11 protein-coding genes and 1 tRNA gene are annotated in these 12,599 nt (G+C 45.8%); 2 read left to right on the top strand and 10 right to left on the bottom strand.

Features of this window, described 5'->3' with window-relative positions; genetic code table 11:
- Position 1: 1 nt before the first annotated feature.
- Positions 2 to 649, bottom strand: a complete 648-nt coding sequence (gene rnt / locus DPF91_RS04960; RefSeq protein ID WP_117233336.1) for a ribonuclease T — start codon at positions 647 to 649, stop codon at positions 2 to 4.
- Between the two features lie 340 nt (positions 650 to 989).
- On the opposite strand from rnt, the gene motY reads away from it, so the two are divergent.
- Positions 990 to 1,844 carry a flagellar protein MotY gene (motY, locus tag DPF91_RS04955; RefSeq protein ID WP_117233784.1) on the top strand — a complete coding sequence of 285 codons (855 nt, stop codon included), beginning with the start codon at positions 990 to 992 and terminating at the stop codon, positions 1,842 to 1,844.
- A gap of 80 nt (positions 1,845 to 1,924) precedes the next feature.
- Here motY and gloA read toward each other — a convergent pair whose 3' ends face one another.
- The 9 genes from gloA to DPF91_RS04910 all read right to left on the bottom strand — a co-directional run bounded on the left by gloA (position 1,925) and on the right by DPF91_RS04910 (position 9,828).
- Positions 1,925 to 2,341, bottom strand: coding sequence for a lactoylglutathione lyase (gene gloA, locus DPF91_RS04950; protein ID WP_117233335.1), 417 nt, complete (start codon positions 2,339 to 2,341; stop codon positions 1,925 to 1,927).
- A 91-nt stretch (positions 2,342 to 2,432) separates the two neighbouring features.
- A complete protein-coding gene (nth, locus tag DPF91_RS04945) occupies positions 2,433 to 3,068 on the bottom strand; it encodes an endonuclease III (RefSeq protein ID WP_117233334.1) in 636 nt (211 codons plus the stop codon).
- Positions 3,069 to 3,129: 61 nt separating this feature from the next.
- Entirely contained in the window at positions 3,130 to 3,822 is a 693-nt protein-coding gene (locus tag DPF91_RS04940; protein WP_117233333.1) for an electron transport complex subunit E, read from the bottom strand.
- Entirely contained in the window at positions 3,822 to 4,532 is a 711-nt protein-coding gene (rsxG, locus tag DPF91_RS04935; RefSeq protein WP_117233332.1) for an electron transport complex subunit RsxG, read from the bottom strand. The genes DPF91_RS04940 and rsxG overlap by 1 nt, the downstream gene beginning before the upstream one ends.
- 9 nt (positions 4,533 to 4,541) lie before the next feature.
- Complete coding sequence (rsxD, locus tag DPF91_RS04930) at positions 4,542 to 5,591, bottom strand: electron transport complex subunit RsxD (protein ID WP_117233331.1); 1,050 nt, start codon at positions 5,589 to 5,591, stop codon at positions 4,542 to 4,544.
- Between the two features lie 2 nt (positions 5,592 to 5,593).
- A complete protein-coding gene (gene rsxC / locus DPF91_RS04925) occupies positions 5,594 to 8,350 on the bottom strand; it encodes an electron transport complex subunit RsxC (RefSeq protein WP_117233330.1) in 2,757 nt (918 codons plus the stop codon).
- A gap of 9 nt (positions 8,351 to 8,359) precedes the next feature.
- Positions 8,360 to 8,944, bottom strand: coding sequence for an electron transport complex subunit RsxB (gene rsxB, locus DPF91_RS04920; RefSeq protein WP_117233329.1), 585 nt, complete (start codon positions 8,942 to 8,944; stop codon positions 8,360 to 8,362).
- Positions 8,944 to 9,525 carry an electron transport complex subunit RsxA gene (gene rsxA, locus DPF91_RS04915; RefSeq protein ID WP_117233328.1) on the bottom strand — a complete coding sequence of 194 codons (582 nt, stop codon included), beginning with the start codon at positions 9,523 to 9,525 and terminating at the stop codon, positions 8,944 to 8,946. Before rsxA ends, rsxB begins: the two co-directional genes overlap by 1 nt.
- Before the next feature lie 227 nt (positions 9,526 to 9,752).
- Positions 9,753 to 9,828, bottom strand: a tRNA-Asn gene (locus DPF91_RS04910).
- Between the two features lie 510 nt (positions 9,829 to 10,338).
- Here DPF91_RS04910 and uvrB point away from each other — a divergent pair.
- The gene (gene uvrB, locus DPF91_RS04905) at positions 10,339 to 12,369 is read left to right on the top strand and encodes an excinuclease ABC subunit UvrB (protein ID WP_117233327.1); all 2,031 of its coding nucleotides are present in this window, start codon (positions 10,339 to 10,341) and stop codon (positions 12,367 to 12,369) included.
- The last annotated feature ends 230 nt before the right edge of the window (positions 12,370 to 12,599 follow it).

Genomic DNA, 12,599 nt, shown 5'->3' with positions numbered 1-12,599 from the left:
GTTAGTTTTCATCATCGCTCAACGGCCAACCACCTAGGGCTTTCCATTTGTTAACGATGCGACAAAAAAGCTCTGCGGTTTTTTGAGTATCGTAAAGTGCAGAGTGTGCTTCTTTGTTGTCGAATTCCATCCCAGCTGTACGGCAGGCTTTAGCTAGAACTGTTTGACCATAAGCAAGACCACTTAAGGCCGCAGTATCAAAAGTAGCAAAGGGGTGGAAAGGGACTCTTTTTAGCTTACAGCGCTCACTCGCTTGCATGACAAAGCTATGATCAAAGGTAGCATTATGAGCGACCATGATAGCTCTGCCACAATCCGCGTGCTTTTGTTCACGGCGAACCATTTTGTAGATTTCTTTGAGTGCTTCAGCTTCCGTCACAGCACCACGAAGTGGGCTGAAAGGGTCACGAATACCAATAAACTCTAGCGCCTCTTTTTCAAGGTTGGCGCCCTCGAAAGGCTCGATATGAAAATGAAGTGTGCTCGCAGGGTGAAGGTTGCCTTCTTCGTCCATCTTTAGCGTAATCGCACAAATTTCTAGAAGGGCATCGGTCTTTGCGTTGAACCCTGCGGTTTCGACATCGATAACAACAGGGAAATAGCCTCTAAAGCGCTTTTTTAGCGTTAGAGCTTCATTTTCTACAGACATGTTTATTGATATTTATGTGATAAAGGCGACATTATTGCAGATATTGAGTGATACACAACCACTAATCATGCTGGTATGACGTTCTATAGACGATTGTTATGACTATTTCTAGAATTAATTGGCAAACGTTTTCTCAAGATATGGTAAATAAATTGCTGCATGACCTAAAGGTGGCTAAGTTTTTGCTTAACTCTAAGGGGAAGATGAGTTTTGTTATATTGCCTCAGTAAAATCATAGGTTTACGATTTTGACTGACAGAAGTGGCAATGCGTTACCGTAGTTTAGAGAGTACCTGTGATGAAATATCGTTGGCAATTGCCGCTCAGTCTAGCCTTAACCATGGCGATGATGCCTGCAGCTCAAGCTGCTGGGCCGATTTCCGCCAAGCGTTATGTTGCTACGCCTCAGCAATCCCAATGGGAAATGGTGGTCAATACACCATTAGAGTGTCAATTAGTGCATCCAATTCCAAATTATGGTGATGCCGTCTTCAGCTCTAGAGCAAGTAAGAAAATTAACCTCGATTTTGAATTGAAGATGCGGCGTCCAATGGGGAAGACTGCCAACGTCTCTCTAATTTCTATGCCACCGCCATGGCGCCCAGGCGAGAATGCAGAACGCGTTGACCAGCTGCATTTCTACCAGCAGTTTGATGGTTATGTCGGAGGGCAGGCTGCGTGGGGGTTGCTTAGTGAGCTGGAAAATGGACGTTACCCAACGTTTAGTTACTCAGATTGGCAAAGTCGTAATCAGCGAGTAGAAGTGTCGCTGTCAGCGGTGACGTTCCAATCTAAATACAATGTTTTCAGCGATTGTATCAGCAATCTATTGCCTTATAGCTTTGAAGATATTGCTTTTACAATTTTGCATTACGATCGCAAGAGTGTTCAGCTAAACAAAGCTTCGCAGAAGCGCTTAGGACAAATCGCAGAGTATATTCGCCACAATGCTGACATCGATTTGGTACTGGTATCCACCTATACGGATTCTTCATTGAGCAAGAGTGAGAGCCAAACGTTGTCTGACCGCCGTGCAGAAGAGCTTCGTAAGTACTTCAAAGAGTTAGGTCTACCGGAAGATCGTATTCAAGTTCAAGGGTATGGCCGTCGTCGTCCTGTGGCTGATAACGCAAGCCCTGTAGGCAGTGACAAAAACCGAAGGGTAGTCATTTCATTAGGGCGCACACAAGTTTAACCTATCGCTTTGCAGGCCTTTAAAAAAAATCCCAACGATGAAGATCGCTGGGATTAACTATGGACTCTAGGGATTCTTAATTACCCTTCAAGGCCTGCAGTTGCTTGCTTGTTTTGAATCAGCTCAATCATATAGCCGTCAGGGTCTTTAACGAAAGCGATGTGGGTAGTACCACCTTTCACTGGACCTGGCTCGCGAGTAACATTACCGCCTACCGCTTTGATTGCATCACACGTTGAGTAGATGTCATCAACACCGATTGCAACGTGACCAAACGCGTTGCCAAGGTCGTACTCGGTTGTGCCCCAGTTGTAAGTAAGCTCAATCACTGCACCCTGAGACTCATCGCCGTAACCAACGAAAGCAAGTGTATATTCATATTCTTTATTTTCATTGGTACGTAGTAACTTCATACCCATAACCTTGGTGTAAAACTCGATAGATTTATCAAGATCACCGACACGTAGCATGGTATGTAGAATTCGGCCGTTTGACATGGTTTGCTCCTAGTTTCCGTTATTGTTATGTATCCGTGGAGGTTGATGGTTGTTGAATGTTCTAACCATTCCGTCGTCAACAATCCTCAAATTAAACTTCAGTCTTATCTTTAAACTCACAAAGGTCTTCGATGAGGCAGCTTCCGCAGCGCGGCTTACGTGCAACACAAGTGTAGCGGCCATGCAGAATCAGCCAATGGTGTACATCGAGCTTGAACTCTCTTGGTACCACTTTAAGCAGCTTCTCTTCAACGTCATCCACTGTTTTACCCATGGCAAACTTAGTGCGATTTGAGACACGATAGATATGAGTATCTACTGCAATCGTAGGCCAGCCGAATGCAGTGTTGAGCACAACATTGGCAGTCTTACGGCCAACCCCTGGTAGGGCTTCTAAAGCAGCTCGATCTTCCGGTACCTCGCCGTTATGTTTTTCTAACAAGATCTGGCAGGTCTTGATGGTGTTCTTAGCCTTGGAGTTAAAAAGACCTATGGTCTTGATGTATTCAGTTAAGCCCTCAACCCCAAGATCCAGAATGCTTTGTGGAGTGTTGGCAACAGGATATAACTTGTCCGTTGCTTTGTTTACACTAACATCGGTTGCCTGCGCAGAAAGAAGCACAGCAATTAGCAACTCAAATGGTGTTGACCAATTGAGTTCGGTTTGTGGGTTTGGATTATCATCACGCAGACGCGTTAGGATCTGCAGGCGTTTGTCTTTGTTCATTGAGCTATTGTTCTTTTAGATTTGAAAAAGGGGCTCAACTGCCCCTTTTTATATTATTATTTTATGCGTTTGTTACACGAGCACGTTCAATTGACGGCTTATCCGCTTTAGGTTCTCTCGATGCTCGGTAATTATCAATCAGGTTTTTACCCGCTATGATAAAGCCAACACCAATAAAGGCACCTGGAGGAAGGAGCGCTAATAAGAAGCTACTCTCTAACTGGAACACCTCAATGCGTAATACAGATGCCCATTCACCAAGCAATAAGTCAGCACCATCGAATAGGGTACCGTTGCCAAGAATCTCACGCATGGCACCAAGTAGAACCAACACCATTGTCATACCCATACCCATCCAGAAACCATCTAACGCTGATGGAATAACATCGTTCTTAGCGGCAAATGCTTCTGCACGACCAATGATGATACAGTTGGTCACGATAAGTGGGATGAAGATACCTAGTGATAAGTACAAGCCATACGCGTAAGCATTCATCAGCAGCTGAACACAGGTTACCAGTGACGCAATGATCATTACAAACACAGGTAAACGAATATCCTTGGGCACATAATCTCGCACTAGTGAGACGGTGACATTCGAACCCACCAGTACCAATAGAGTAGCGACACCCAAGCCCATAGCGTTCGTTACAGTCGACGAAACGGCAAGTAGTGGGCACAAACCAAGAAGCTGAACTAAAACAGGGTTGTTGTCCCAGATACCATTTTTAAATAGTTGTTTCTGTATAGACATTATCTTTGTTCTCCACAGTTCTGCGGACGGTGAGCGATCGATTCCGAAATTTGGTGGTAGTAAATCGAGGCATTCTTCGTTGCCTTAACAACAGCGCGCGGTGTGATTGTTGCACCGGTGAAAGCATCAAACTGACCACCATCTTTGCGTACGTTCCACTCTTCTAATGTGAGTGATTGTTTAGGTATTGCCATCCCACCTCGGCTGCTAGCGCCAGTATTACCGTCGATACCCTTGATCTCGCGAGATCGTTCTAAGTTCTTACCGACAAAGCTATCTACCCAATCAGAAACCTTTTTATCAATTTTATCACCTAGGCCTGGAGTTTCATTGTGCTCAAGAACACGCACACCTGTCACCGTTCCCCAACTATCGAAGCCGATTAGGATGCGGATATTACCGTTGTAGCCGTCTGGTGCTATTGCTTCCATAGCCAAACCAGTACGTTGGTTATTCTTCTTCGCGATGTAAACCGGCATCGGTTTATCTGTTCCTAAGAATCGCGGGCTCACTAACAGCGTACAACTGGTGAATAAGTTGTTGTCATGCATCTCTTCAGGAATAACCTGATTCAATTGCTTAAGTAAGTTTTTTTCTTTTTGCTCGTTAATGGTATCTATAGTCAGGGTGTGAGTTAACACCACAACGCTGGTGGAAGCTAATGCAAACAACGCAAGTACCGCACCATTTTTTCGAATTGCTTTGATCATGGTTTAGTCCTATGAATGCCCGTAAGTTCTTGGTTTTGTGTAGTAATCGATAAGTGGCACAAACATGTTGGCGAGAATGACAGCGAAGGCAACACCGTCAGGGAAACCACCCCAAGAGCGAATAATAAAGACCAGTCCACCAATCAGTGCACCATAAACTAAGCGACCTTTTATCGTCGTCGACGCTGATACAGGGTCGGTTGCAATAAAGAAAGCACCGATCATGGTTGCACCAGAGAATAGGTGAATCATAGGACCAGCAACCGTGCCAGGTGCAAACATGGCGAACACTAAACTAAAGACAAACAGGCTCACTAGGAACGCCACTGGAATGTACCACATGATAATGCGTTGTTGGAGCAGCACTAATCCACCTACTAAGTAGGCTGCGTTTACCCACTCCCAGCCTTGGCCTGCGATCAAACCAAACATTGGCAGTTGCAGTGTTTCTTGCACGGTAAGACCTGAATGGAGTGACGTTTTGAATGCGTCCAATGGTGTTGCCATGGTGACGCCATCAATGCCTGTGCGGATTTGCTGTAATGAATATCCATCTAGGTTGAAGCCGGTAAAGATTAGGCTTAAAGAGTCTGCAAATGATAGAGATTCATTGGCCATCGAATCTGGGTTTAACCAGCTGGTCATTTGCACGGGGAATGAGATCAAAAGCACTACATAAGCAACCATCGCTGGGTTGAATGGGTTTTGTCCTAGGCCACCATATAGGTGCTTTGCAATGTAGATCGCGAAGATCATTCCGATCACTAATAGCCACCATGGAGATAGGGGCGGGATCGCGACGGCGAGCAACCAAGCAGTGACAACTGCGCTGTAATCATTCAACGCAGAACGTATAGGACGCTTACGAAGTAGCATTACGCTCGCTTCAAAAGTGAGTGCTAACGCAATGGCGAAAACCAGTTGAATGAGGGTGCCCCAACCAAAGAAATACGTTTGCGCAGCTAGACCTGGAATAGCACATAGTGCCACCCATTTCATTAGGTCTGATGTGCGCTTACGGTTGTGCGTATGGGGTGAACTTGCAATAAAGAAAGCCACGATTATTCTTCCTCACTCTTTAATTTTTCTTGAGCTGCTTTGCGAGCTTTAGCTCTTGCGATTGCGGCTGCAACGGCGGCTTTTTTGGGGTCGACAGGTGCTTCATCTTGAGCTTCTACCTCTGGAGCGTCCTGTTGAGGTTCAGTCTCTGAAGTTGAAGTTTCTTCAGCTGAGATTTCCGTTGCTTGCTCTTGTGCTGCTTTACGAGCTTTAGCGCGAGCAATGGCTGAAGCGACAGCGGCTTTCTTCGGATCGACAGGCGCTTCTTGCTGAGATTCTGCCTCTGAAGTTGAAGTTTCTTCTGCTGAGGCTTCCGTTGCTTGCTCTTGTGCTGCTTTACGAGCTTTAGCGCGAGCAATGGCTGCAGCGACAGCGGCTTTCTGCGGATCGACAGGCGCTTCTTGCTGAGATTCTGCCTCTGAAGTTGAAGTTTCTTCTGCTGAGGCTTCCGTTGCTTGCTCTTGTGCTGCTTTACGAGCTTTAGCGCGAGCAATGGCTGCAGCGACAGCGGCTTTCTTCGGATCGACAGGCGCTTCTTGCTGAGATTCTGCCTCTGAAGTTGAAGTTTCTTCTGCTGAGGCTTCCGTTGTTTGCTCTTGCGCTGCTTTACGAGCTTTAGCGCGAGCAATGGCAGCAGCAACGGCGGCTTTCTTCGGATCGACAGGCGTTTCTTCTTGAGATTCTGTCTCTGAAGACTCCTCAGGCGCGCCTTCGGTTGTAGTATCTTGCGCAGCTTTACGAGCTTTAGCGCGAGCGATGGCTGCAGCAACAGCGGCTTTCTTAGGATCAGCAGGAGCGTCGTCTTGGGCTGTTGCCTCTGGAGTATCCTCTGCTGTGACTTCTGATGCTTGCGCCGCTTTGCGCGCTTTTGCTCTTGCAACCGCTGCAGCTACGGCATCGCTTTTACTGTCGTTTGTATTCTCAGACGTTGACTCTGTCACACTATTAGCTTGAGCCGCTTTTTTGGCCTTGGCTCTAGCAATAGCCGCTGCGACAGCGTCTTTTTTAGCATCGCCTGAACTCGATTCTGATTCGTTTGTGCTCGCTTCTGCGGCTTTTTGCGCTTTACGTTCACGCGCTTGACGCTTGCGTTCTTCACGCAGTTTAGCCATATCTGAGTTGTCAGGCTCTGTAACACCTTGCTTTGCCGCCTCTGCTTGTTTTGCTTTTGCTTTAGCAATAGCAGCGGCTACCGCTGGTTTTACCGCTGGCTCTGAAGTTGTCGCTTCTTTTTGCGCTTTGACGCGAGCGATGGCAGCGGCCACAGCATCATCACCACCTTTTGCTTTCATTTCAGTGCGTCGGCTTTCGGCAGCTTTCTTAAAGCGGTTTTCTCGCTCTTGTTTATCGCGTTCAAGGCGAGCATTCTTTTCTTCAAAGCGTTGTTTAGCGCGTTCAGCAGCATCGGCTTCTTGCTTGGCTGCTTTCATTTCCGCTTTAGATTGGCGGTAATAGTGAACTAGTGGGATCTCACTTGGGCAGACGTAAGCACACGCACCACATTCAATGCAATCTTTGAGATTCAGTTCTTCTAATTTTTCGTAGTCTTGTGACTTCGAGTACCAAACCAGCTGCTGTGGTAGAAGAGAAGCTGGGCAGGCTTCAGCACATTGACTGCAGCGAATACACGCCATTTCATCTCGCTCTGGGGCGATCTCACGTCGTGTTGGCGCAAGAATACAGTTACTGACTTTAGTAATTGGCACCTGTGAATGAGGTAGGGTAAAGCCCATCATAGGACCACCCATAATTAAGCGTGGGTGCTTCTTATCAGCTTTATAGCCAAACTCGTTCAGTAACGACTCAACGGGTGTACCAATGCGAGCGACCACATTACGTGGGCGCTTAAAGGTTTTACCAGTTAGGGTAACGATGCGCTCAATCAGAGGGTTACCGTCGATAACTGCTTCTTTTATCGCAAATAACGAGCCTACGTTCTGTACTAATAAACCGATATCAGCAGGGATACCACCATTAGGCACTTCTTTATTCGTTAGTACCTTAATTAGCTGCTTTTCACCACCTGATGGGTACTTAGTCGGTATCACTCGGATAACGATATCTTTGTTTACCGCAGCCTCAGTTAGTGCCTTAATGGCTTTCGGCTTGTTATCCTCGATACCAATGATAGTCAGTTTCGGCTTAAGGATGTGCTCCACGATTTCAATACCAGTGAGGATGTCTTGAGCAAACTCCTGCATCAAAATGTCATCGGCGGTAATGTAAGGTTCACATTCCGCAGCGTTGACAATCAAGATCTCGGTACGTGCCATTCCTGATTGGATTTTCTTCGCAGTAGGAAACCCTGCACCACCCATACCAGATACACCCGCCTGACGGATTACCTCAATCAGCTCATCTGGTGTTGATTGCTTGAAGTCTTCGATAGGCGTTCTTTCACACCATTGGTCTTCACCATCTGGTTGAATTATCACACAAAGCTCTGTAAGCCCTGATGGGTGAGCGGTTGTACGTGGCTCGATCGCTGTGATTGTGCCGGATGTGGTTGCATGCACTGGCAGCATGAAGCTGGTGGTGTAGCGGGTTAAAGGCTGACCCTTTAGTACTTTATCGCCAACGTTGACCAGCAGGTCACCCGCTTTACCAATGTGTTGCTTTAGCGGCAATACAATCTCTGATGGCAAAGATGCATAGCCTAGTGATTCTTTTAGCGACTGCTTTTTGTGTTCAGCAGGATGAACCCCACCTGGGAAATCCCAAAGAGAGCCGGTACGAATTTGCTCGATAAGTGACAACATAATCTCTCTCTATAACTCGTTGGTTGCAGCAGTTGACGTTGCTTCAACGTTAACGACAGGGATTTGGTTTAGTTGCCACTTCCAGTTGTCGGTTGTGGTTTCCACTGGGATCATTTCAATACAATCTGTAGGGCATGGTGCAACACAGAGGTCACAACCGGTACATTCATCTTTGATAACCGTATGGAGGGCTTTAGTACCACCAACGATGGCATCGACAGGACAAGCTTGAATACACTTAGTACAGCCAATACACATATCTTCATGAATGAAGGCCACAGTTTTCACATTGTCACTCAAGTCATGTGCCGACTCAGTTGCTTCAACCCCCATTAGGTCAGCAAGCTTTTCAATGGTGGCTTGACCACCTGGAGGACATTTGTTGATTTCATCGCCGTTAGCGATTGCTTCGGCGTAGGGCCTGCAACCAGGATATCCACACTGGCCACATTGAGTCTGTGGAAGGATAGCGTCGATTTGATCGACAATAGGATCCGATTCCACTTTGAATTTGATCGATGCAAAACCAAGTAAGCCACCAAATAGAGCAGCTAATACGACGAGTGCAAAAATTGCGATTAGAATGGTGCTCATTACAACTTAACCAAACCTGTGAAACCCATAAAGGCTAGAGACATTAAACCAGCAGTGATCATTGCGATGGACGCCCCCTTAAATGGAGTAGGAACATCTGCCGCTGCAATACGCTCTCGTAGAGAGGCAAAAACGACAAGAACAAGTGAGAAACCAACCGCGGCACCAAAGCCATAGATGATCGACTGGAAGAAGTTGTGATTTTCATTGATGTTGAGAAGTGCCACACCCAATACAGCACAGTTTGTGGTAATCAGAGGCAGAAAAATACCTAGCAAGCGATAGAGTGTCGGGCTCGTTTTGTGGACGACCATTTCTGTAAACTGCACCACGACAGCAATCACCAAAATGAAGCTCATGGTTCGCAGATAACTAATGCCAAGTGGAGCAAGAATGTAAGTTTCGACCAAGTAGGCGCATACCGACGCGAGGGTAAGTACAAAAGTAGTCGCCAACCCCATGCCAATAGCAGTTTCTAGCTTTTTAGAAACACCCATGAAAGGGCAGAGGCCAAGAAATTTTACAAGAACGAAGTTGTTGACGAGTACAGTACCGACCAACAACAAAAGATATTCGGTCATAATGTTAGGTGTAATTTAATCCGATCCCAATATTATCGTGCTTTGTGCGCCTAATAACAACCACGGAACGGTAGGGTTTTATGGGATTTTTCTTATTATATTGCTAGTTGGCGTGCTCAGATCATAAAGGAGAATCAATAATCTAGCGTTTTTGTGTGTGAGTTAAGAGAAGTGTGTGAGTTTAGATACGAAAAAGCCGCGTCTTTCGACACGGCTTTTTCTGAATTTGGCTCCCCCTGCGGGACTCGAACCTGCGACATACGGATTAACAGTCCGCCGTTCTACCAACTGAACTAAGGGGGAATTGCTCTAAAGCGGGGCGAATGATATAGCCCTTATTGAAATGAGTCAACACTCAAACGCCAAAAACTTATCCAATATAATGTGATAATTTTTATTGTGTTTATCAAAGCCTGATGGGACAAAGGTTTACAATGTTTATCCACAAAAATTGTGGATAACTATGTTGATGGTTGTTTAGTAACCGAGCTATAAATTTAACTAGAGTATTTGTTCGAAATTTAAACAGTTTCAAATCATAAGCTTAGTAACTTATCCACTTGTAGTCGCTATTAAACAAATAGGGAGAAAACTGACGATATGTTAACAAACAATGATGTTGTGGGGAAAAGCAGTGGATTATTTTGCTTTTAGAGAGAAGGTAGTTCGAATATCAGGGCGAAATACTATAGCAAACGTTTACTGGGTTGGGAATCCTTTTATGAGTGGAGTTGAGTAGTGCGTGAGTGGTTGTGCGATCTATGTCGGATCTCGTAAACTGATAGCAATATAAGTTTTAGGAAAGGATCGTCAATGAGTAAGCAGTATGAATTGGTTTCTGACTACAGCCCATCTGGTGATCAGCCGACTGCGATAAAGCAGTTAATGGGTGGCCTGGATGCGGGACTTGCTCACCAAACGCTGTTGGGGGTAACGGGGTCAGGTAAGACATTTACCTTAGCTAACGTTATCGCTCAATCGGAGCGTCCCGCAATATTGCTTGCTCCGAATAAAACACTGGCAGCACAGTTATACGGGGAAATGAAGTCCTTCTTCCCGAACAACGCGGTTGAGTATTTTGTTTCTTATTATGACTACTATCAACCAGAGGCCTACGTTCCAACGACAGATACCTTTATTGAGAAGGATTCGTCAGTAAACGCTCACATTGAACAGATGCGCTTGTCGGCCACAAAAGCACTACTTGAGCGTAAAGACGCAATTATTGTAGCGTCTGTATCGGCAATCTATGGTTTGGGTGATCCTGATTCTTACTTGAAAATGATGTTGCATGTTCGTCGTGGTGACATCATGGATCAGCGCGATATATTACGCCGTTTAGCTGAGCTTCAATACTCTCGTAACGATGTGGCATTTGAGCGTGGGCAGTTCCGAGTACGTGGAGAAGTTATTGATATTTTCCCTGCTGAATCGGATCAAGACGCCGTTAGAATCGAGATGTTTGATGATGAGATTGACTGTATCAGCGTGTTTGATCCTTTAACTGGTGTGGTTAAGCAGCGTGATTTGCCTCGGTTCACTATCTATCCAAAAACCCACTATGTAACGCCTCGTGAGCGTATGCTCGAAGCGATTGAGGATATCAAAGAGGAGCTCGAAGAGCGCAAGAAGTACTTACTAGAAAATAATAAGTTACTTGAAGAGCAACGTATCTCACAACGTACTCAGTTCGACATTGAGATGATGAATGAGCTGGGCTTTTGCTCGGGCATTGAGAACTATTCTCGATTTCTCAGTGGTCGTAAAGAGGGTGAGCCGCCTCCGACACTTTTTGACTACCTACCTCATGATGGTTTGTTGATTATCGATGAGTCACATGTGACAGTGCCGCAGATTGGTGCAATGTATAAAGGTGATCGTTCACGTAAAGAGACGCTAGTGGAATACGGGTTCCGATTACCGTCGGCTCTTGATAACCGGCCAATGAAGTTTGAAGAGTTCGAATCTATTGCGCCGCAAACCATCTTTGTATCCGCGACACCTGGCAACTATGAGTTAGAAAAATCTGATGATGAGATTGCTGACCAGGTTGTTCGTCCAACAGGACTGCTTGATCCTGAGTTGGAAGTACGCCCAGTCGCTACCCAGGTCGACGATTTGTTATCTGAGATACGTATACGCTCTGCGAAAGATGAACGCGTACTTGTCACGACATTAACTAAGCGCATGGCGGAAGACCTCACAGAATACCTTGATGAGCATGGTGTCAAAGTGCGTTATCTTCACTCGGATATTGATACGGTGGAGCGAGTGGAGATCATTCGAGACCTCCGTTTAGGTGAGTTTGACGTGCTTGTAGGGATCAACCTTCTTCGTGAGGGTCTCGATATGCCAGAGGTCTCTTTGGTCGCGATTCTAGATGCTGACAAAGAGGGCTTCCTACGTTCCGAGCGTTCTTTGATTCAGACTATTGGTCGTGCTGCACGTAACTTGGAAGGGAAGGCGATTCTCTATGCAGATCGTATTACCAATTCCATGAAAAAAGCGATGGATGAAACTAACCGTCGTAGAGATAAACAACGGGCTTACAACGAAGAAAATGGTCTGCAGCCAAAAGCGCTGAAACGTAATATCAAAGATATTATGGAGCTCGGGGATATCACTAAGGGCAAAGAGAAGCGCCAGTCGAAACAAGTGCCATTGTCTAAGGTGGCGGAAGAGTCAGCAGGGTATGCATCTCTCTCTCCACAAGAGTTAGAGAAAGAGATCAATAAACTTGAATCGCAAATGTATAAGCATGCACAAGACCTTGAGTTTGAGTTGGCGGCTGAAAAGCGCGATCAAATCGAAACTCTGCGTAAACAGTTCATTGTGAATAGCTAGGGTCTGTTGACCTTTCGAGGTTAAATTTTGTTCGAGATAAAATCGTTTTAGGCGCGGCAAGGGGTGTGTAGCCTAGTCACTCTAAGTAAATACCCCTTAACAAAGCATAAAACGATTTTAGCCGAACCCTTCGGGCAGCGTTTGTGCTTCATTTCTACTGCGTTATCGGCTTCTCATGTAGGCTAGCTACACATCAAAGCCTCTGCCTTGTAGAAATTTCCCACAAACTG

The sequence above is a fragment of the Vibrio maerlii genome (assembly GCF_003415655.1).
Taxonomy (GTDB): domain Bacteria; phylum Pseudomonadota; class Gammaproteobacteria; order Enterobacterales; family Vibrionaceae; genus Vibrio; species Vibrio maerlii.
Note: the sequence above shows the minus strand (reverse complement) of the source record. Positions and strands in the feature narration are given on the sequence as shown.

Excerpts from the sequence above, each read along its gene's own strand:
- rnt (WP_117233336.1), bottom strand. The coding sequence starts at position 649 with ATGTCTGTAGAAAATGAAGCTCTAACGCTAAAAAAGCGCTTTAGAGGC.
- motY (WP_117233784.1), top strand. The coding sequence starts at position 990 with ATGGCGATGATGCCTGCAGCTCAAGCTGCTGGGCCGATTTCCGCCAAG.
- gloA (WP_117233335.1), bottom strand. The coding sequence starts at position 2,341 with ATGTCAAACGGCCGAATTCTACATACCATGCTACGTGTCGGTGATCTT.
- nth (WP_117233334.1), bottom strand. The coding sequence starts at position 3,068 with ATGAACAAAGACAAACGCCTGCAGATCCTAACGCGTCTGCGTGATGAT.
- DPF91_RS04940 (WP_117233333.1), bottom strand. The coding sequence starts at position 3,822 with ATGTCTATACAGAAACAACTATTTAAAAATGGTATCTGGGACAACAAC.
- rsxG (WP_117233332.1), bottom strand. The coding sequence starts at position 4,532 with ATGATCAAAGCAATTCGAAAAAATGGTGCGGTACTTGCGTTGTTTGCA.
- rsxC (WP_117233330.1), bottom strand. The coding sequence starts at position 8,350 with ATGTTGTCACTTATCGAGCAAATTCGTACCGGCTCTCTTTGGGATTTC.
- rsxB (WP_117233329.1), bottom strand. The coding sequence starts at position 8,944 with ATGAGCACCATTCTAATCGCAATTTTTGCACTCGTCGTATTAGCTGCT.
- rsxA (WP_117233328.1), bottom strand. The coding sequence starts at position 9,525 with ATGACCGAATATCTTTTGTTGTTGGTCGGTACTGTACTCGTCAACAAC.
- uvrB (WP_117233327.1), top strand. The coding sequence starts at position 10,339 with ATGAGTAAGCAGTATGAATTGGTTTCTGACTACAGCCCATCTGGTGAT.